At 52.3% G+C, this 20,018-nt stretch carries 19 protein-coding genes and 1 other RNA gene; 3 read left to right on the top strand and 17 right to left on the bottom strand.

From position 1 onward, the window contains the following. Positions 1–333, top strand: a 333-nt coding sequence (locus C7820_RS33735; protein WP_220376688.1) for a hypothetical protein, incomplete at its 5' end; no start/stop codon positions are given. Here the strand turns inward: C7820_RS33735 and C7820_RS32825 are convergent. From C7820_RS32825 to ffs, 6 genes are all read right to left on the bottom strand, one after another. Further along, positions 322–594 carry a pro-sigmaK processing inhibitor BofA family protein gene (locus C7820_RS32825; protein WP_116234526.1) on the bottom strand — a complete coding sequence of 91 codons (273 nt, stop codon included), beginning with the start codon at positions 592–594 and terminating at the stop codon, positions 322–324. The two genes, C7820_RS33735 and C7820_RS32825, sit on opposite strands and share 12 nt — an antisense overlap. 54 nt (positions 595–648) lie before the next feature. Next, complete coding sequence (locus tag C7820_RS32820) at positions 649–960, bottom strand: DUF2508 family protein (RefSeq protein ID WP_076176969.1); 312 nt, start codon at positions 958–960, stop codon at positions 649–651. Between the two features lie 198 nt (positions 961–1,158). Next, entirely contained in the window at positions 1,159–1,758 is a 600-nt protein-coding gene (gene recR, locus C7820_RS32815) for a recombination mediator RecR (RefSeq protein WP_076176968.1), read from the bottom strand. Positions 1,759–1,785: 27 nt separating this feature from the next. Continuing rightward, positions 1,786–2,097 (bottom strand): YbaB/EbfC family nucleoid-associated protein, encoded by a 312-nt coding sequence (locus C7820_RS32810; protein ID WP_076176967.1) that lies wholly within the window; start codon positions 2,095–2,097, stop codon positions 1,786–1,788. A gap of 44 nt (positions 2,098–2,141) precedes the next feature. Further along, positions 2,142–3,863, bottom strand: a complete 1,722-nt coding sequence (gene dnaX / locus C7820_RS32805) for a DNA polymerase III subunit gamma/tau (RefSeq protein WP_116234525.1) — start codon at positions 3,861–3,863, stop codon at positions 2,142–2,144. 224 nt (positions 3,864–4,087) lie between these two features. Further along, an RNA gene (gene ffs, locus C7820_RS32800) (signal recognition particle sRNA large type) lies at positions 4,088–4,355 on the bottom strand. A 181-nt stretch (positions 4,356–4,536) separates the two neighbouring features. Here ffs and C7820_RS32795 point away from each other — a divergent pair. After that, on the top strand, positions 4,537–5,784 hold the full coding sequence (locus tag C7820_RS32795) for a stalk domain-containing protein (RefSeq protein WP_116234524.1): 1,248 nt from the start codon (positions 4,537–4,539) through the stop codon (positions 5,782–5,784). A 161-nt stretch (positions 5,785–5,945) separates the two neighbouring features. On the opposite strand, the gene rpmE is transcribed toward C7820_RS32795, so the two are convergent. The 8 genes from rpmE to rpoE all read right to left on the bottom strand — a co-directional run bounded on the left by rpmE (position 5,946) and on the right by rpoE (position 14,730). After that, positions 5,946–6,143, bottom strand: coding sequence for a 50S ribosomal protein L31 (rpmE, locus tag C7820_RS32790; protein WP_076176964.1), 198 nt, complete (start codon positions 6,141–6,143; stop codon positions 5,946–5,948). Positions 6,144–6,265: 122 nt separating this feature from the next. Further along, complete coding sequence (locus tag C7820_RS32785) at positions 6,266–7,540, bottom strand: radical SAM family protein (RefSeq protein WP_116234523.1); 1,275 nt, start codon at positions 7,538–7,540, stop codon at positions 6,266–6,268. Between the two features lie 24 nt (positions 7,541–7,564). Then, positions 7,565–8,911, bottom strand: coding sequence for a transcription termination factor Rho (rho, locus tag C7820_RS32780; protein WP_076176962.1), 1,347 nt, complete (start codon positions 8,909–8,911; stop codon positions 7,565–7,567). 197 nt (positions 8,912–9,108) lie between these two features. Next, entirely contained in the window at positions 9,109–10,359 is a 1,251-nt protein-coding gene (locus C7820_RS32775) for a UDP-N-acetylglucosamine 1-carboxyvinyltransferase (protein ID WP_076176961.1), read from the bottom strand. Between the two features lie 196 nt (positions 10,360–10,555). Beyond that, positions 10,556–11,410, bottom strand: a complete 855-nt coding sequence (fba, locus tag C7820_RS32770) for a class II fructose-1,6-bisphosphate aldolase (RefSeq protein WP_076176960.1) — start codon at positions 11,408–11,410, stop codon at positions 10,556–10,558. 182 nt (positions 11,411–11,592) lie between these two features. Further along, on the bottom strand, positions 11,593–11,976 hold the full coding sequence (locus C7820_RS32765) for a response regulator (protein ID WP_076176959.1): 384 nt from the start codon (positions 11,974–11,976) through the stop codon (positions 11,593–11,595). Between the two features lie 175 nt (positions 11,977–12,151). Next, complete coding sequence (locus C7820_RS32760) at positions 12,152–13,753, bottom strand: CTP synthase (RefSeq protein ID WP_076176958.1); 1,602 nt, start codon at positions 13,751–13,753, stop codon at positions 12,152–12,154. A 419-nt stretch (positions 13,754–14,172) separates the two neighbouring features. Further along, positions 14,173–14,730 (bottom strand): DNA-directed RNA polymerase subunit delta, encoded by a 558-nt coding sequence (gene rpoE, locus C7820_RS32755; RefSeq protein WP_076176957.1) that lies wholly within the window; start codon positions 14,728–14,730, stop codon positions 14,173–14,175. Between the two features lie 386 nt (positions 14,731–15,116). Here rpoE and C7820_RS32750 point away from each other — a divergent pair, with 386 nt between their 5' ends. Next, positions 15,117–16,280 (top strand): S8 family peptidase, encoded by a 1,164-nt coding sequence (locus C7820_RS32750; protein WP_116234522.1) that lies wholly within the window; start codon positions 15,117–15,119, stop codon positions 16,278–16,280. 155 nt (positions 16,281–16,435) lie between these two features. Here C7820_RS32750 and argS read toward each other — a convergent pair whose 3' ends face one another. From argS to C7820_RS32735, 3 genes are all read right to left on the bottom strand, one after another. Continuing rightward, a complete protein-coding gene (argS, locus tag C7820_RS32745; protein WP_089549425.1) occupies positions 16,436–18,115 on the bottom strand; it encodes an arginine--tRNA ligase in 1,680 nt (559 codons plus the stop codon). After that, positions 18,112–18,537: a YwiB family protein gene (locus tag C7820_RS32740; protein WP_076176954.1), complete on the bottom strand. Its 426-nt coding sequence runs from the start codon at positions 18,535–18,537 to the stop codon at positions 18,112–18,114. Before C7820_RS32740 ends, argS begins: the two co-directional genes overlap by 4 nt. A 238-nt stretch (positions 18,538–18,775) precedes the next feature. Then, positions 18,776–19,975, bottom strand: coding sequence for a YCF48-related protein (locus C7820_RS32735; protein WP_116234521.1), 1,200 nt, complete (start codon positions 19,973–19,975; stop codon positions 18,776–18,778). Positions 19,976–20,018 lie beyond the last annotated feature (43 nt).

Below are 20,018 nucleotides of genomic sequence, written 5' to 3'. Positions count from 1 at the left end.
CGTCCTGAGCCAGGATCAAACTCTCCAAGAAAGTTTGTAGCTCATTTTGAATCTGACGAGATTGATTTAATCTCAATCGCTCCGGTCATAAGACCGTCGCGTTTATACTCACTCGTTGTTCAGTTTTCAAAGATCAAAACTTCTCTTTCAGCGCCGCTGTTTTATCTCAGCAGCAACTCTTATAATATATCATGTTACCCAGCAATTCGTCAAGCACTTTTTTTAATTTCTTTTTTCTTTCGCTTCCTGCCAGTCCGGCAGGCTTGTACCTTTTCGAAAGGGGCGAGAATTAATTTACCACAGAATGCAACCACTCGTCAACTACCCCATTAAAGTTATTTTTAAACCATAAAGAAGCGCAACGCCAGGCAGTCCCAACACCGTTACCGTTCCTATCGTTGCTGGATTAAGCGGAATGTATACTTCGGAGATCAAGCCTGAGAAATTTACCAGGTAAAGTCCCAGTGCCGCCAACACCAAATGCGCTCCGAACATCGTCAACCAGCCAAATCCCAGCTTTTTCTTAAAGACGATGAACAGAAGCAGAAACAGCGAGACGCCAAGCACACCCCAAATCAACATTTTTACGGTCATGGATCGATCTCCTCCTAATCAAATCGTTAAAAATACAACATTACCTCCACTAAATTAATGGGACATCGTCCGGGTGCCCATCCCTCTGGCCGCCGCCGATGCTTCCCTTGTTATCATTTGCACTCGGTTGAGGCCGATGTCTTTGGCTTGCTTCAAATGCATTTGATACTTGCGCTCCGCTGCTTCCAGCATATAAATCGCATAGTCGATCTGGTCTTGTCCGAGCGCCTCCTCAAACCGCAGCCTAGCGCGTTCCCATTCCGCATGAGCATTTTGGACATCGTTATAAACGATCCACTTCTCTTCCTGTTCCTCTTTGTACTGCTGTGCAGACATTCCTGATTTATTCCTCTTGAACCAAGTCATGTCCCAGACCCCTCCCTTGTCCACGAAAGTTACGGGCGGCTAAAGTACGGGTGCCTCACACCGCCTCCATTCTCATACTTATTCGGGAAAGGGACAAACTTAGAACAAAAAAAGAAGCCTCCGAAGAGGCTCCTTCTATAAGTGCACGATTCAATTGTAAATGATCACTTAACTAAACGCTGAACACTAAGCATAACTTCAGTTCAATTGACGCCGTCCTTCCAAGGCCTTCGACAAGGTTACCTCATCCGCGTACTCCAGGTCCCCGCCTACCGGCAGACCATGCGCGATACGCGTCACGACGATTTCAAAAGGGCGTACCAGCCGCGAAATGTACATCGCCGTCGCTTCCCCTTCGATATTCGGATTCGTCGCTAAAATAAGCTCCTTGACCCGCTCATCGCTAAGCCGGGTAAGCAGTTCCTTCAGTCGAATATCATCGGGACCGATTCCCTCCATCGGAGAGATGGCTCCCTGAAGAACGTGATAATAACCATTGAATTCCTTGGTCCGCTCCATGGCGACAAGATCTTTGGGATCCTGCACTACGCAAATGACAGACGGATCGCGCGTTTTATCCTGGCAAATCCGGCACGGATCGGTGTCTGTAATATTGCAGCATACGGAACAGTAGGTGAGATTCCGCTTGACGCTGACCAGGGCCTTGGCAAAGTCAATGACGTCGTCCTCTTTCATGTTCAGCACATGAAAAGCAAGCCGGGCCGCGGTTTTCGGCCCGATGCCCGGCAGTCGCGTAAACGCATCGATCAGCTTCGAGATCGGTTCGGGATAATACAAAGCGCAGGATCTCCTTCAGCTCTAAATTTAGAACAAGCCAGGAATTTTCATTCCGCCTGTAAATTTGCCCATGTCGGCATTCGCAATTTCGTCCGCTTTACTCAGCGCATCGTTCACAGCAGTCATCACCAGATCCTGCAGCATTTCCACGTCGTCCGGATCAACAGCTTCCGGCTTAATCGTAATGGAGAGCAGTTTTTTGTGGCCGTTCATTTCCACGGTAACCACGCCGCCACCGGATGTACCTTCAACCTTTTTGTCAGCAAGCTCTTCCTGTGCCTTGAGCATTTGCTCCTGCATTTTTTTCACTTGCTTCATCATTTGATTCATATTATTCATGGGTCATCTCTCCTTTAATTAATTGAGTGCACTTCAAGGTGCGGCTAATCTTTTATGACAACGAGGTCCTCTCCAAACATCTGGAGCGCCTCATCAATCCATGGTTTTGAATTCGGATCTTTCGATTCATGCTCATGCTCGAGCTTCAGCTCTTCCTTGGGCTGCGCAGACCCTTCCATCGAGGCGCTCCAATCCCGCTGCATCATGGTAACCAAATGATACGGTTTGCCGAGCACGGAGTGCAGCACACCCTCGATCACCTGCTTATTGGCCGGCTTCTCGGTCGTTTCCCGGTGGATATTATTTTTAAAGGCAACCAGCAAGGCGTCATCAGTCGCGGAAACCGGCTCGCCGTCCATAAACCAGGCATGGACCGTCACCTTCTCCTCCTTGACTCCTTGCAGAATATGAGCCCACTGGCGTTGAATCTCCATGAATTCAGGACTTCCCTTACTTGCTACAAACTGATCCATATTCGCCGGAATCTTCGCGGCCGACGACATGCGCGGGGCCGGCGGAGCTGCAGGCTTGGATGGTCCGCTATTACCAGCGGCCGGAGCCGCACCGGACTTGATGAAGCGCTCGAGCTTCTTCTCCAGAGAGGCAACCTGCTGCTTGAGCTGATTGATCACAGCCGAATCGGCCGCCGCCTCCTGAGGGCGATCGCCGTCTCCCGCTTCACGGGGAATGCCGCACAGCTTGAGCAGCGCAACCTCGAACAAGGTCTGAGGCTGGGAAGCATATTTCATTTCACTCTGATAATGATTGAGCGTATCGATCATTTGGAACAGCTGCTTGCGGGAAAAGGCAGAAGCCATCTCCTTGTATTCTTCCGGATGAAGGACACGGTCCGTGAGCTTGTCTGCCTGCGGAATCATCTGGATCATCAATAAATCGCGGAAATAATACAGCAGGTTCTCCATGCATTTATCGGCGCTCTTGCCTTCCTGCATAAAACCTTCCACCAGCATGAGCACCTGGCCCACGTCACCTTCCAGAATGGCCTGTGCAAGTTTGCCGAATTGCTCCGAAGCAATCCCACCAGTCATACTCAGCACTTGTTCATAAGATACATGACCGCCGGTAAACGACGCAATCTGATCCAAGATGCTCAGTGCATCCCGCATCCCGCCGTCGGATAGCCTTGCTATATATTGAAGGGCTTCATTCTCCGCTTCAATGCCTTCTTCCTGTGAAATCTGTCTTAACCGATCCGTCTGCTCCTCCAGGGATACCCGGCGGAAATCAAAGCGCTGACAGCGCGATATAATCGTCGCCGGCAGCTTGTGCGGTTCGGTCGTCGCCAAAATAAACATGACGTGCGGAGGGGGTTCCTCCAGCGTCTTCAGAAGCGCATTAAACGCCTCTGTCGTCAGCATATGCACTTCGTCAATAATATAAACCTTCTGCCTTACTTCGGTCGGTGCGTACTTCACTTTCTCGCGAAGATCGCGGATTTCTTCCACGCCGCGGTTAGAAGCAGCGTCAATCTCCTGAACGTCCATCACCGCACCCGAAGTAATTCTGCGGCAGGATTCGCATTCATTGCACGGCTCCGCTGCAGGTCCACGCTCGCAGTTCACCGCTTTGGCCAAAATTTTGGCCGCGCTGGTTTTACCGGTTCCGCGCGGGCCGCTGAACAGGTAGGCATGGGAAACCCGCTGTTCGCGGATCGCGTTCTGCAGCGTTTGAATGATATGCTGTTGTCCCACCATGTCCCGGAACGACTGAGGCCGCCAGGCACGGTACAACGCTATATGTTCCACTTCGCTTACCCTCTTTCAACTTCCACTAAGCGTGGGTTCGTTGCCTCATCATTATACTATAATCCGGCGTCATGCAAAACGTCCAACACGCATGTTGCAGCAGGCTTTTACCTGTCCGCCGCCTGCGTCCGTGACTGAAAGGCCGCCACGAGAACATCCGGAATAAATAAAAAGCATCTTTACCACCTGATGGCAAAGATGCTGAAATCATTGTCAAGTTTAAGCCGTGCACCTGTTATTGATGATTGCGATCCGAGTGGCACCCCTGCGTAACAACTCGGGCTAGGCTATCCTCCGGCACAAGAGTGGGCTTGCTTATGGCTGCTTCCTTCCGGACCTGACCAGGTTCACAAGTACTCATTGCGGAGGACCCAACCGTCAACATTGCACGCAGGGACCAAACCTCACATCGACAATACCTCTAACAGGAATTCAACCTCGCTACAGCGGATTGCGAGTTACAGGGCACCGCTACCTCCCCATCTAGCACGGTGAAAATAAGTATATCGCATGCCTGTACAAAAAGCAACCACCCGGCAGAAAGTGGATAAACGCTCGAAAATAAATCTATTATTCTCGTTCCATATTCATCTAGCAAACGTTTATTGATATAGTGGTCCTATACCACAACCAATCCTACACATACGATTTTAAACGGAAAGGAACATCGCGCATGAATAAAGCAACCAAAACCGCATTGTGCCTGCTCATTGCAGCCACTGCCTGGAGCGGCATCGGCCAGAAACCGGCTAGCGCCGCTGCACCCGTCAGCATCGTGCTGGACGGATATCCACTGCCTTTCCCGGCTGCACCCAAAGTCGTTCAAGGAACGACACTTGTGCCCTTCCGGGCCATCTCCGAAGCGCTGGGCATCAGCGTGCAGTGGAATGCCTCGGCCAAGCAGATCACAGCAGTAAAGACAGGCAAGGATTCCACGAAAAAGGTCGTTCTGACCGTCGGAAGCCGCAGCGCGACCGTAGACGGGACCAAAACGGCGCTGACCGTAGCTCCCCAAATGTCCGGAGGAAGCGTCCTAATTCCGCTCAGCTTCTTCAGCCAGCAGTTCGGCGCCGGCGTCAACTGGGATCAGGCCACGCATACCGTTACTATCGTGTCCCCCCAAGAAAAAATGTATACGCTTGCCTTTTACGCCATCTCATCATTTTCTGAGTCGAGCCTGATTCCAAGCTTCGACGCAACCGCCTTTGGCTGGAGCCGCATCGACGATCAGGGCCGGTTTACAACGACAGGCCAGGATTTTAAATGGCCGCAAGCGGCCGGCGATGTGACGCCGGAGAGCCTCGTCAGCTCCGCTGCTGCAGCCGGCACCACCCCTTATTTGATGGTATTTTCCGGCGATACCAAGATGGAACTGACGAAGGCGACCCAGGAACCTGAGCTTCAGGCAAGCCTGATTCAGCAGATGGTAGATACGGCCAAAACTAACGGATTCCAAGGCATCCTGCTGGACTTGGAAGGACTCGGGCTTACGGGGGACGCAGCGGCTGTACAGGTATCCTTTAATGCTTTCGTTCAAAAAGCAGCTGCCGCCACTCACGCCCAGGGCTTGAAGCTGTCGATCGCCTTGCCGCCGCTGAACGGTTCTTTTCATGGATACGATTATAAAAAGCTTGGCACGCTGGCCGATGAGCTTATCGTCATGGCTTATGCCTATACCGATGAGAAAAACCCACAGCCTAACGACAAAGTGGATGCGGCCATCCAGCTTGCGCTCAAACAGGTGCCTGCCAGCAAACTGGTTCTCGGCGTTAACCTTGCCAGCGAAAACGAAAACACCGTGAACACCAAAATTGGCCTGGCCAAACGGTACAATCTGAAAGGTATCGCCTTATGGCGCCTCGGCTTTAATAAAACCAACGTATGGACAAAAATCGGCCAATCGGTCGACTTGAACAATTAAGACGCGGAACACATGCATGGTGCGTAAAAGGAAGGTTTCCTACGGAATACAGGATCGGATTTTATTGTAATTATATTTTATTAAAGAAAAAATCCCCGGTTCATCGAACCGGGGATTGTCATTTGTTAAAAATATAACGGATCTATGCTGCCAGGCAGCAATTACATTCCGTATTTCTTCTTAAATCTATCAACACGGCCGCCAGCATCCAGGAATTTCTGTTTACCAGTGAAGAACGGATGGCAGTTGGAGCAGATTTCGACGCGAAGCTCTTCTTTCACCGAACCCGTTTCGAACGTGTTGCCGCATGCGCAAGTTACCGTAGTAACGTGGTATTTTGGTTGAATTTCTGTTTTCATGACTTTCACCTCTTTTTGCCCTGAGCCTCAGGCGGACCCAGAGTTATGTTGACACATAAATTCATTATAGCAGGGACGCGCCTATAAATCAATGGTTTCTTCCCGTTCCAGGCGCTGCCGGATTAAGACAGAATCGGCTTTTTCGGGCGGATCAAGCTTGGAGGCGGAACATGGGTATAGGAACCGATGACCACATCCGGAAGCTCCGCTTGGAAAATTTCAATCGCCTGCTTCATACCCAAAATTTCGCCTTTGGCCGGCGGGATCAATTCCAAATAGCTCTCCGGATCAATGTTCAGGTTGCGCAGCTGAATCAGCTTCAGATTGGTCCGGCGCGCAAACTCCACCATCGCCTCGATTTCCTCTTCGCGGTCTGTGACGCCAGGGAAAATCAAATAGTTGATGGACGTGTAAACGCCTTGGTCCGACGCATACTTCAGCGATTTTTCCACATTGGCAAGCGTATAACCACGCGGCTTATAGTAGGCGTTGTAATGGTCGTCCAGCGCGCTGATCGTGCTCACCCGCATCAGGTCGAGACCCGCATCGACGATGCCGCGGATGAAATCCGTCAGGCCGGCATTCGTGTTGATATTAATATATCCCATATCCGTGATCGAACGCACCTCGCGCATCGCTTCAATAATGATTTTGGCCTGTGTGGAGGGTTCGCCTTCGCAGCCTTGTCCGAAGCTGATGATCGACTCCGGCGTTTTTAAATGCTCCAGCATAATTTGAACGAGCTCGTCCACCCTCGGTTTGAAATTCATCCGGGTCTGGGGCGCCACAAATCCGCTGTCATCCGGTTGTTCTGAAATACACCCGAAGCAGCCGGCATTACAGGAGTAAGATACCGGAACGGCCCCTTCCCAACGATTCAAAAACGTATTCGATGCGGTCAGACATTCATAACCGAGCGCACAATTAGACAAATGCTGGTACAACCGGTTCTCCGGATACTTCTCCGTCAGGCGCTTCACGCCGAGCTCCAATTCCTCTACATCGCAGTTCAGCGGGTTCCACTTCTCCGGGTCATCCGACAGCCGGCCCGTCGTGTAAAATTGTCCGTCCTTCCACACGACAGCCGAGTAACCAAAGAGCGGCAGCTTGTATTCCTTGTCCGTCTTCACATAGCCGGGCAGGCATAACCGGGTGTAACCCTGCGGGAGCAGTGCCCCCACAGCCTGAGCGTCTCCCGGGAGCGCCGTCATCTCACCCGTTTCCGGATCCATACCAATGGCACGGGTGTTGGGGAGGCCGACCAGCGTCGCGCCTTCCGGCAGGGGAATCAACTCATCTTCCATAATCTCCACGATCATATCCGCGCTGCGGCCGAGACCGTACAGTGTGGGATGATCAAATACGTTGCCTTTTTCATCGGCATATACCAGATACATGATGTTCTCCTCTTTATGCTAAATTTAAGTCAGCGGCACGGAAGCCGTCGACGGGCGTGAGGTGCGCCGGTTGCTGCTGTGGCTGTTCGAGGACGAGGAGGAACTGCGGCTATGGCCGTTTCCTGCTCCATGCACGTCAAAGGAAGCCAAAAATTCGGCATTGGTTTTGCAGTCACGCAATTTTTTCAAGAATCCCTCCACGAAGTCGGCGGATTCGTTCATATTTTTACGGATCGCCCAAATGGTATCGAGCTCATCCTTCGTTAACAGTACTTCTTCACGACGCGTTCCCGAACGGCGGATATCGATGGCCGGGAAAATGCGGCGCTCGGCCAGCTTGCGGTCCAGGTGCAGCTCCATGTTGCCGGTTCCCTTAAACTCTTCATAAATGATATCGTCCATCCGCGAACCGGTATCAATCAGCGCTGTGGCCAAAATGGTCAGACTGCCGCCTTCCTCCACGTTCCGGGCAGAACCAAAGAACCGCTTCGGACGATGGAATGCCGCCGGATCGATACCGCCGCTCAGCGTACGTCCGGATGGCGGGATGACCAGGTTGTAAGCACGGGCCAGACGGGTGATGCTGTCCATCAGAATGACAACGTCCTTCTTATGCTCAACCAGACGCAGCGCGCGTTCAAGCACCAGTTCCGCAACCTTGATGTGGTTCTCCGGCAGCTCATCAAACGTTGACGCAACCACCTCTCCTTTTACGGAACGTTGCATATCCGTCACTTCCTCAGGACGTTCGTCAATCAGCAGTACAAAAAGTTCAATCTCGGGATTGTTGGTGGAAATGCTGTTGGCAATTTCTTTTAAGAGGAGCGTTTTACCTGCTTTTGGAGGTGCAACGATCAAACCGCGCTGTCCCAGACCGACCGGGGCGAGCAAATCCATAATTCGAGTAGACAAATGGTTAGGGGATGTTTCAAGCACAAGTTTCTTTTGCGGATAGAGAGGAGTCAGTGCCGGAAAGTGTAAACGTTCGGATGCCGTCTCCGGGCTCTCCCCGTTGACCGCATTGACTTGCAGCAAACCGAAATACCGCTCGTTCTCCTTCGGTGCGCGGCACTTCCCTGATACCAAGTCTCCCGTACGAAGGTCGAATTTACGAATCTGGGAGGCGGAGATATAAATGTCCTCGGTGCTTGGCAGGTAATTGATCGGCCTTAGGAAGCCGTAACCTTCCGGGAGAATCTCGAGCACACCTTCCATAAACATAAGTCCGCTCTGTTCGGCCTGCGCTCTCAAAATAGCAAAAATCAGTTCTTTCTTCTTCAACTGACCGTAATAAGGGATCTGGTACTTCTTCGCCAGTTTGTACAATTCGGTCAGCTTCATTTCTTCCAAATCGGCAATTTGTAAATCCATGTAATAACCACCTATTCAATTTTATAAGTCCTGACAAGAGCTTAGCATCAAATGGATGAAGACGCTAATCTATGAGTCTATGAAAATCCTCATTAGGATAGGATTACCCAAATTAGAAGGAGATATGCAGGTCATGATGAAAAAATCAGCTTCATTCAATCTATTTCCCGCATTCTCCTAATATTACAGCACCCTGATTATTGTTCGCGCCAAACATCGGCGCCAAGCATCCGCAGATTGCTGACGAGGTGATCGTAACCCCTGTCGATGTACTCCACGCCGGTCACTTCCGTCACGCCTTCCTCGACCGTAAGGCCGGCGATCACCAGCGCAGCCCCCGCTCTGAGGTCGGAAGCCTTGACTTTGGCCGCATTTAGGCGGCTCTTCTCGATGACGGCCGAACGGCCCTCGACGCGGATTTTAGCGCCCATGCGGACCAGCTCCGGCACATGCTTAAACCGGTTGCTGTAGACAAAATCGCTGAGCACGCTTACGCCTTCAGCCTGGGTTAGCAGACTGGTCATTGGCGATTGTAAATCTGTAGCAAATCCTGGGTATATCAGTGCTTTCACATCGACATGGCCATATGATGGACTCCCCATCACGCGAATGCTCTCGTCGAGCTCCTCGATTTGGACCCCCATCTCCAGCAGCTTGGCTGTGACGGCTTCCAAATGCTTAGGAATAATATTGTCGATCAATACGTCACCGCGCGTTGCCGCGGCGGCAATCATATATGTTCCCGCCTGGATCCGGTCCGGGATGATGGAATGGCGGCAGCCGTGCAGCTCGGATACGCCTTCGATACGAATCGTTTCCGTGCCGGCGCCTTTAATAATGGCTCCCATGGAGTTCAGAAGCGTGGCCACATCTATAATTTCAGGCTCTTTCGCCGCATTTTCGATAATTGTGGAGCCTTTGGCTCTGGCAGCCGCCAGCATAATGTTAATCGTCGCGCCTACGCTGGATACGTCGAGGTAAATTTTTGCCCCGCGCAGCTCCTTCGCATGGAGATGAATCGCGCCATGCTCGTTCGTCACGGTCGCGCCCAGCGCTTCAAAACCTTTAATATGCTGATCGATCGGACGGGGCTCGAAATTGCATCCTCCCGGCAGACCGACGACAGCCTCCTTAAACCGGCCAAGCAGCGCACCCATCATATAATAGGAGGCTCTCAGCTTCTTCACCGGCCCGTTGGGCATCGGAATGGATACGATCCGCGAAGGATCGATGTTCATCTGGCTCCCATCCCAAGACACCTTTGCCCCAAGCTCTTCCAGTATTTCTGCATAAACCGCCACATCACTAAGCAGCGGCAGGTTGTCCAGTATTACTTCGGACTCCGCCAAAATAGCCGCGGGAATCAACGCGATGGCGCTGTTCTTCGCCCCACTGATTGAAACGGTGCCTTGCAGTGGGCGTCCACCGCTGATCATCAATTTTTCCATAAGCTAAGGTTCCCCCCACATACTTCGCAGCCGCAAAATAGTTCTGTGTCCATTTTGGTGTATGAAATGGAAAAACACCGGCTAAGCGGTGTGCTTTCCATTCCTTGCTATTCAATTGGGCGCCCCGGAGCGGGGCAGCCCTCTATATCATGAACCACACCGTAGGGCTGGGCCCCACTTCAAACCTTGTGTAACATTAAGCCTGGTTGTTGGATCCAAACTCGCGGATTTTGCCGACAACGGTTGCCTTGATGGCATCGCGGCCTGGAACGATGTATTTACGCGGATCGTATACGTCCGGTTTAGCAGCAAGAACTTCACGCACCGCTTTGGTGAACGAGATTTGGTTCTCTGTGTTGACGTTGATTTTGGATGTGCCCAAAGAGATGGCTTTCTTGATATCATGCGTCGGGATGCCTGTCCCGCCATGAAGAACGAGCGGAAGGTTCACGGCGTCGCGAATCTCTTCCATTTCTTTAAAACCGAGGTTTGGTTCGCCTTTGTAAGGTCCATGAACAGAGCCAAGCGCCGGAGCCAGTGTGTCGATTCCGGTTTCTTTGACGATGCGTACGCAGTCATCCAATTTGGCATACATAACAGATCCGACTACGTCGTCTTCCTGACCACCGACCATTCCAACTTCGGCTTCAACGGAAACCCCTTTGGAATGCGCGTATTCAACAACTTTGCGCGTCGTTTCGATGTTGGTGTCGATCGGGCTGTGAGAGTCATCGATCATGACGGACGTAAATCCAGCGTCGATCGCTTCCTTACATTTGTCGAAGCTTGAACCGTGGTCCAGGTGAATGGCTACGGGAACCGTAATCTTCATATCATGAAGCAGGCCTTCCACCATTTTTACAACGGTATAGAATCCGCCCATATGACGAGCCGCGCCTTCGGATACGCCCAGGATTACCGGGGATTTCTCTTCTTCGGCGGCAGCAAGAATCGCTTGCGTCCACTCAAGGTTGTTGATGTTGAATTGACCAACCGCATACTTCCCTTGAAGTGCTTTGTTTAACATGTCTGTCATGGATACTAATGGCATGGTTCCAATCCTCCTAAAAAGTGTTTGTCTGATCTAAGGGTTTTAAGCCGAAATTCGCATTGCATTCAGCGCTATTATACCACATCATATTGTAAATGCTAAACAAGCATTTGAAATTAAGCAGATATAGGAAGGGCAGGGCAAAAAAAAGAATTCTGCCAGGTCAGCAGAATTCCATCGCTTTAGCCAAATTGAACCGGGCTGTCTTTGAGCTGCATGTTTACCGCCACCCGCATCTCATCGATATCGAACGGCTTCGTAAAGTGCATGAGTGCTCCAAGCTCGGTCGCTTCCTTGATCATATCAAGCTCTCCGTAGGCCGTCATCATGATCACTTTGATGGATGGATTCATTTCCTTGATGTGCTTCAGGATTTCAAGCCCGTCCATTCCGGGAATCTTCATATCGAGCAGAACCAGATCCGGCGATTCCTTCTCCACAATTTCCAGTGCAATTTTGCCGTTGGCCGCCTGAAACGTCGTATAACCTTCACTGTTGAACACTTCCATGAGCAAAATGCGAATACCGTTCTGGTCATCGACGATCAATACCTTTTTGTTATCCACTCAACTTACCTCCCAACAATCAGCTGCGTCCGAATCATACCCCTAATTCCTAACTAAACTGTTAATTCCATACTCCTGCAATCTCCATTTAAAGGTATTCGCCTTCTAGATACAAATTCCTGCAACTTCATATAAATGAAAAATGGGCCTCCTGAGGGAGACCCATAGCTGTATATTAACGTTCTACTTGCAGCGCAGCCTTCACGAATTCACGGAACAACGGCTGCGGACGGTTCGGACGTGACGTGAATTCCGGATGGAACTGCACAGCCAGGAACCAAGGGTGGCCCGGAAGTTCCACAATTTCCACCAAACGTCCGTCCGGGGACGTTCCGGAAATGCGCAAGCCCGCTTTTTCAATCTGCTCACGGTACTCATTGTTGAACTCATAACGATGGCGGTGTCTCTCGTAGACGAGCTCGTCATTGTAGCACTGCATCGCCAGGGAACCCTCGGCCAGTTTGCAAGGATACAATCCAAGGCGCATCGTTCCGCCCAGATCTTCAATATCCTTCTGTTCCGGAAGCAGGTCGATCACCGGATACTCGGTGGACGGGTTGATCTCCGAGCTGTTTGCTCCTTCGAGTCCCAGCACGGAACGGGCGTATTCGATCACAGACACCTGCATGCCGAGGCAAATGCCGAAGAACGGAATTTGCTTCTCACGGGCGTAACGGATCGCCGATACTTTACCCTCAATCCCGCGGTCACCGAAGCCGCCTGGAACCAGAATGCCGCCGATGCCGTGCAGCAGCTCGCCCACGTTCTCATCGGTCACTTCCTCCGCGTTCACCCAGCGGATTTTTACATCGGCGTTTGCGTCAAAGCCTGCATGGGAAAGGGACTCAACCACACTCAAATAAGCATCATGCAGAGCGACATATTTGCCGACGATGGCGATTTCCACCGTTTTCTCCAGCTTGTTAATGCGATCCACCAGGCTTTCCCACTCGGTCATGTCCGGCTTCGGCGTCGTCAGCTTCAAGTAGTTAACCACGATCTCGTCAAGCCCTTCATCGCGAAGGTTCAGCGGTACCTCGTAAAGCGTAGATGCGTCGCGGCATTCCACGACCGCACTTTCGTCGATATCGCAGAACAGTGCGATTTTCGCCTTCATATCCGCAGACAGCTCATGCTCCGTCCGGCATACGATCACATTCGGCTGAATGCCGATGCTGCGCAGTTCCTTCACGCTGTGCTGAGTCGGCTTGGTTTTCACTTCACCTGCAGCTTTAATGTAAGGAATCAGCGTCACGTGGATGTACATCACATTCTCGCGGCCAATTTCACTCTTGATCTGACGGATGGCCTCAAGAAACGGTAAACTTTCAATGTCGCCGACGGTTCCGCCAATTTCCGTAATCACGACATCAGAGCCTGCTTCGCGGCCTGCACGGAACACCCGCTCCTTAATTTCGTTCGTGATATGTGGAATGACCTGAACCGTTCCGCCCAAATATTCCCCGCGGCGTTCTTTGCTGATCACCGAGGAGTACACCTTCCCCGTCGTGACATTGCTGTTCTTGGACAGGTTGATGTCGATGAATCTTTCGTAGTGCCCCAGATCAAGGTCGGTCTCGGCGCCATCGTCCGTTACGAATACTTCACCGTGCTGGTAAGGACTCATGGTGCCGGGGTCTACGTTCAAATACGGATCGAATTTCTGGATCGTCACCTTTAAACCCCTATTTTTAAGCAGCCTTCCGAGTGAAGCGGCGGTAATTCCTTTACCCAAGGAAGACACGACCCCGCCCGTCACAAAAATATACTTTGTCACTGTAAAAACCCTCCTATTAAAGTCCAGAAATTCAGGCGACATATGATGTTTAGCGTAACCCAATTCACGTTTTTTCATCGGAATCGGGCCGAAACAAGTTTGTTGCTTTCTCTCTCTGTGAACAACAATGCGCCATTTGAATTCAAATGGCACAATTGGGTAATCGACATTATATAGATTGAACTAAAAAAGATGAATCATTTCCATTCCATTCCCAGTTCATCTACCCCCGCGAATATGGTGGAAGGAGAGTTCCGCTTCCATGACATACCGCATTAAAAAACAAAAAAGTGACACCCGTAGTACGGGGCACTTTTTATTATTTTACGCATATTTAAATCTCAATCATAAGCCCATGCAATAGTTTACTCTGTGCCTTGTCCCGTGTCAAGAGAGGATTGGCGATTCTGCGAATGGAATTAATCTTCTTCCTCATCGAGGTCGTCTTCTTCTTCCTCTTCCTCATCCTCTTCAACGGCCTCTTCATCTTCCAGGTCCTCGTCGTCGAGCATCACGTCTTCGTCATCTTCCACTTCTTCCTCGGAATCGTCATCGGAATAGATGTCGTCATGATCCTCGTCGATCCGGTCGAAATCATCGTCGCTGTCCTCAGCAAACGTATCTTCCTCGTCCGTGAAATCGTCATCCTCATCATCGTCGTCATCGTTAATGATGCGCGGACGCTTGGAGCTGCTGATCGGATCTTCGGAGCGGTCGATCGGATACCAGCGCTTCAGTCCCCACAGGTTCGTTCCTACGCAGGCAAATCGGCCGTCGATATTAATTTCTGTATATAGCTGCGCAACGGTCTCTTTAACTTCTTCATCCGTTAAACCGCGAAGCTTGGCTACCTCTTTCATCAGGTCGAGATAATAAAACGGCGTATTAGCCGCCTTCAAAATGGCAAAGGCCAGGTCGACCATTGGCATTTCCCGGATTTTCTCGGGATCCATTTTAAGCTGGAGTGAGTTACTCACTTACGGACACTTCCTCTCACGCAAAGTTCACCTTATATATCGTTACTTATAACAACATATCCATTATCAAAACTAAGTAAAACCTATTTATAAATAAAATGCAAGTTTTAAGTGCATAAAGGAAGGCTGCAAGGTTGTCCCAAAAAAGGCGAATGAAAAGGCGGAGTATCCTCCGCCTTCCGACTGTATCCGCCCACGAAGGAGAAACTCCTCACGGGACCTGGAAAGAGACGCCCATGGCCTCTTCAGTCTATATTATGTCCGCCTCCGGCTTTTGACATCGGGGCAGGGCCTATTTCGTCAAAAAAGGGCATGTTCCCACTCCTGCCGCACTCCCCGCTCATACAATGCAAAAGCAGGGTTCATTATGAGGGGGACTGCCCAACATGGACTACACCGATTTTATCCAGATGCTGCTTGAAGATATGGAGAGTCCCGTATCGTCCGGAGAAAAAAATATTATCAGGTTTCGCGAACCGCGGCATTTCTATGCCTGTCAGGATCGGCTGCAGACGCTTCACCTTCGGTATCCGAACATGCCCGGCATCCAGGTGTCCGATCTCCTCGAGGCCATGATCGCTCCGTTTCCGGTCAGCAGCAGGTTGATGTCCAAGTATCATGACGATCTTATTATTGAAGAAGACACCCAAATGCAGGTCCATACCTTGGTGAACAACAAAGTCAACCAAAGCCCGGGCATCCCGTACGGAGTCAAGCAAATTCAGGCTCCCAAAGCCTGGTCCACTTCGACGGGCTACCGCATCCGGATCGGAGTGATCGATACCGGGGCCGACTACTATCATCCCGATCTGCGCCAGTCGCTGGCCAAAGGGATCAATCTGCTGCACCGGCATCTGCTGCCTCTCGATGACAACGGGCACGGCACCCACATTGCAGGAACCATTGCTGCCGCGAACGGTCCCGACGGCATGATCGGCGTCGCCCCGCGGTCCATGATTTTTCCGGTCAAAGCCTTCGACAACAACGGATCCGCCTATGTCTCGGACATTATCCAGGGAATCGACTGGTGCGTCCGCAACCGCATGCACATCATCAATATGAGTTTCGGCATGAAGACCAAGAGCAAGGCGCTGCTGGACATCGTCGGCAAAGCCTATACGGCCGGGATCTCGATCGTCGCCTCGTCCGGCAATGACGGGAAACGGCGGAGCATCGACTATCCTGCAAGGTACGGGCAGACCATATCCGTGGGAGCGACCGACCGGAACCGCCGCATCGCCAGCTTCAGCAACCGCGGCGACCTCATCGATATTTATGCGCCGGGCGATAAAATTATTTCTTCCTGGACGCGCGGCAAGTACCACGAGATGAGCGGCACCTCCATGGCGACCTCGCATGTCAGCGGATCAATCGCGCTGCTGCTTGCCCAAAACCCCGACCTGTCGCCGGCCGAAATTAAAGAGCTCCTCGTCGCAACCGCCACGCCGCTGCGCCCGAGAAAGGGGCAAACCCGCGTCGTGCACACCGGTGAAATCAATGCCTACCGGCTGCTGCGTGAAGGCATGAAACGCAAAAATAATCCAAGCTAGACGAGAGCGGCTGTACCGCTCAGGACAAACGGAGCTTCTGCTCACGTACATGCCAAATAACTACAATATTTAGCATTTGTTGAAAAAGGCCGCCTCCGGCAAATACCGGAGACGGCCTTTCATATGTTCGGCGTATTCAAATGGGGAAGAAGGAATTACATCTTCTCCGGAGCGGATACGCCCACGACTCTCAGCACGTTAGCGATAACGGTCCGCACGGCGCCGAGCAGGGCGAAGCGCGCCTGCGTTTGAGCGGCATCCTCGGTGATAACGCGCTGCGCCTTATAGTAGCTGTGGAACAGCGAAGCCAAGTCATACACGTAACGGATCATCCGGTGCGGCGCGTAGCCCGCCGCTGCAGAGGCGATTTCCTCCGGCAGCTCGCCGATTTTGCGGAGAAGGTCATACTCATGCTCCGTGTTCAGCACCGTGAGGTCCACTTCGGACAGCGGAAGCAGCGCAACGCCCTGCTCTTCCGCCTGACGGTAAATGCTGCAAATCCGAGCGTGCGCGTACTGCACATAGAACACCGGATTTTCGTTGGACGTCGAAATGGCTAAATCCATGTCGAAATCGAGGTGGGAGTCCATGCTGCGCATCGTGAAGAAGTAGCGGATGGCGTCGATGCCGACCTCTTCCATCAGGTCCTCCATCGTTACGGCTTTCCCCGTACGCTTGGACATCTTGACCTTCTCCCCGTTCTGGAACAGGCTGACCATCTGCGCGATGAGCACGGTCAATTTGTCGGGATCGTTGCCGATGGCCTGCATGGCTGCTTTCATCCGCGGGATATAGCCGTGGTGGTCGGCTCCCCAAATATTGATCATACGGTCGTAGCCGCGGTTGTATTTGTCCCGGTGATACGCGATATCCGGTGTCAGGTACGTGTAGGTGCCGTCATTTTTCACCAATACACGGTCCTTGTCGTCCCCGTATTCAGTCGTCCGCAGCCAAGTAGCACCGTCCTGCTCGTACACCTGGCCTTTGGCTTTCAGTTCGTCCAGAGATGCTTCAACGAGTCCCTTCTCGTACAGGGAAGTCTCGCTGAACCATTCGTCAAAATGTACCCGGAAGCGTGCCAAATCGCGTTTGATTTTGCCTAGCTCCTTCTCCAGGCCGTACGAACGGAAGAACGCCGTCCGCTCGCCCGGATCCATGGACAACAGGGACTCGCCCTTCTCGGCGACGAGTTCCTTGGCAAATCCCTTGATATCCTCGCCGTGGTATCCATCCTCAGGCATTTCCGCATCCTGTCCAAGCGCCTGCAGGTACCGGGCTTCGATCGATTTGCACAGGTTTTCGACCTGGTTGCCCGCATCGTTGATATAGTATTCGCGGGTTACTTCATACCCGGCAAAGTCCAAAATGTTGCACAGGGCGTCGCCGACGGCGGCTCCCCGGGCATGTCCCAAGTGCAGGCTGCCGGTCGGATTGGCGCTGACGAACTCGACCTGCACGCGCTGTCCCTGACCGAGCTGTACGCGTCCATAGTCCTCGCCCTGCGCGTAGACCTGTTCGATCACGGGGTACAGATAGCTTTTGTTCAGCGTAAAGTTAATGAAGCCCGGGCCGGCGATTTCGGCCTTCTCGATGGACGCCTTCTTTACGTCGATATGCTCCAGGATCGCTTCGGCGATCTGGCGCGGGTTTTTCTTCGCGATCCGGGTCAACTGCATGGCGGCGTTGGTGGCCAGGTCCCCGTGAGATTTATCTTTCGGCACCTCAAGCGTAATGCTGGGGAGCTCTTCACGGCTGGCCAGCCCGGCGGCGACCACCGCGTCCTTGACCGCCTCTAAAACCAGCTGGTGAATCTGTTCGAGTGGATTGAGTGTCATGATTGATTATCCTCCTGTATAAAAAAGCTGATGGTGAAATGCCCTGTGCATTCCTCGTATACATATAGATCGTACGCCCAGCTGATTTCCCCTGTCATTCCGTCCAGGTCCATCTTGAGGGAGCGCGTATCCGTCGATAGGTTAAAGGACGTATAAGGCGAACGGTAAAAGCCGGGAAGCCGCTGCCCCTCCTGAAAAGACTGCTCTGACTCCACGGCGCCGTGCCGGATCATTTTCAGGCTGTTTGCGCCGATTTTCACTGTCGTTTTGGTCTTCCGCCCCTGCAAATCCGCTTCCGGCTCCTCGTACATCACATACAGAGCTTGTCCGCGGGCAAATACCTGCGCCGTCATCTCCTGGTTGACCTCCTGGCCGTCATGACGGCTGCGCAGACGGACAGTAGCTTTTCTGGCATCTGGCATTACGCAATACTCCAATCTATTCTTTCCTATTGTACTACTATATCCAGTTCGCTGTATCAATTCAATACAAACCGTGACTGCCGCAGACTGCCGCTACTGTACAGCTTTCACAGTGCCGGGGATTCGTATTCCGGGAAACCCACGCCGCCATCGAAAAAAAGACGGAACCGCCAGTGTTAACCGGCAGCCCCGCCTTATGACTGTTACTGCAGCTTCATTCGTACCTTGTTACTTCCGTCTAAGGATTCAACGCTTCCTTAAATGCAAACTTCCGGTTCCAGCTGGCACCGCCGTCATGGGTGGCATAAATCGACGATTTGGTAGCGCTGGTCACCACTAGCCAGCCCGTCTTGCCGTCCGTAAAGGAGATCCGTGAATCGTAACCATGAATGGACGGCTTTACGTTCTTCCACGTCTTTCCTCCATTATAAGTCACTCCGACAGACACCATGCCGCCCGCCGGAGAGCCGCCGGACAGAAAGGCCGTCTCCTTGCCGATCAGCTGCATGTTGCCGGGGTGTCCGCCTGGCTGGGCCGGCCCCTGATTAACGACAGCGGCCCCACTGCCGGGAGCCGGGCCTCCGCCTGCCGTGGATTGGGCGATGACACGCTTCCAATGTACGCCTTGATCCGTGCTGCCATATAGCGAATAGGATACCTGGGACATGCCTGAGCCGCCATAGAACAGCGCCCAGACCTGATTGTCCTTGCTGTATATTTGTCCGCCCGCAGGGTACGGGGAGTCAAACTTCACGTTCAGCTTTGTGCTCCAGCTGTGCCCGCCGTCGGCCGTGCCCAGTACTTTATAGCCAGAGCCGGGAACTATAACTAGGACATACCCGTTGTTCTTATCCAGAAACGTGGCATATCTCGTATTGGCCGGCGTAGGGATTTTCACCCAGCTGTTCCCGCCATTCTCGGTCCGGTAGGCGCCATTTTGCGTGTAGCCGTACACCGTATTCTTGCCGAGCGCTTCCAGCCGGTTAAACGGCAGATTGGCCGTATACACCGGTTTCCAATGCGATCCGCCGTCCACCGTCTTGAGCAGATGTGTGGTCTGATGGGAAGGCAGGGTGGCGATGACCCAGCCGTTCACGTTGTCCGTAAATTTAATCTGGGCAAAATTCCACTTCCCCGTGTAAATTTCCTGCCAGTGGCACCCCGCATCCGATGTGCCGATCATAAACCCGGTTCCTGCCGCCCGGCCCGTCGACCCGTTCAGAAACTGAATATCGGTAAAATGAAGCGGGTCCGCGCCTTCCTCCATATGCTGTTTCTGCTCTTGCTGAAGCAGGCCGTGATCGCCGCTTCCGCAGGGAGCAGGCGCCGCGGCGGCGGCCGAAGTCTGCGTTGGGGATAGTCCCCAGCCCGCCGGCATCATCAGCATAAGCGCAGCGGCAGCCAAGGAAGAGCTTCTAAGCAGCTTTTTCATGATCATAACGACACCTCCATATCGATTACATTACCCTCTTTGGGGATTC

It is taken from the genome of Paenibacillus sp. VMFN-D1 (assembly GCF_003386155.1).
In the GTDB taxonomy this organism is placed as follows: Bacteria; Bacillota; Bacilli; order Paenibacillales; family Paenibacillaceae; genus Paenibacillus_AQ; species Paenibacillus_AQ favisporus.
Note: the sequence above shows the minus strand (reverse complement) of the source record. Positions and strands in the feature narration are given on the sequence as shown.

Bases quoted from the DNA above. Each gene is read 5' to 3' on its own strand.
- rpmE (WP_076176964.1), bottom strand. From the start codon at position 6,143: ATGAAAACAGAAATTCAACCAAAATACCACGTTACTACGGTAACTTGC.
- C7820_RS32795 (WP_116234524.1), top strand. From the start codon at position 4,537: ATGAATAAAGCAACCAAAACCGCATTGTGCCTGCTCATTGCAGCCACT.
- rho (WP_076176962.1), bottom strand. From the start codon at position 8,911: ATGGATTTACAAATTGCCGATTTGGAAGAAATGAAGCTGACCGAATTG.
- C7820_RS32810 (WP_076176967.1), bottom strand. From the start codon at position 2,097: ATGAATAATATGAATCAAATGATGAAGCAAGTGAAAAAAATGCAGGAG.
- C7820_RS32740 (WP_076176954.1), bottom strand. From the start codon at position 18,537: ATGCCAGATGCCAGAAAAGCTACTGTCCGTCTGCGCAGCCGTCATGAC.
- C7820_RS32820 (WP_076176969.1), bottom strand. From the start codon at position 960: ATGACTTGGTTCAAGAGGAATAAATCAGGAATGTCTGCACAGCAGTAC.
- C7820_RS32825 (WP_116234526.1), bottom strand. From the start codon at position 594: ATGACCGTAAAAATGTTGATTTGGGGTGTGCTTGGCGTCTCGCTGTTT.
- C7820_RS32785 (WP_116234523.1), bottom strand. From the start codon at position 7,540: ATGTATCTGGTATATGCCGATGAAAAAGGCAACGTATTTGATCATCCC.
- C7820_RS32735 (WP_116234521.1), bottom strand. From the start codon at position 19,975: ATGATCATGAAAAAGCTGCTTAGAAGCTCTTCCTTGGCTGCCGCTGCG.
- argS (WP_089549425.1), bottom strand. From the start codon at position 18,115: ATGACACTCAATCCACTCGAACAGATTCACCAGCTGGTTTTAGAGGCG.
- C7820_RS32775 (WP_076176961.1), bottom strand. From the start codon at position 10,359: ATGGAAAAATTGATGATCAGCGGTGGACGCCCACTGCAAGGCACCGTT.
- C7820_RS32750 (WP_116234522.1), top strand. From the start codon at position 15,117: ATGGACTACACCGATTTTATCCAGATGCTGCTTGAAGATATGGAGAGT.
- fba (WP_076176960.1), bottom strand. From the start codon at position 11,410: ATGCCATTAGTATCCATGACAGACATGTTAAACAAAGCACTTCAAGGG.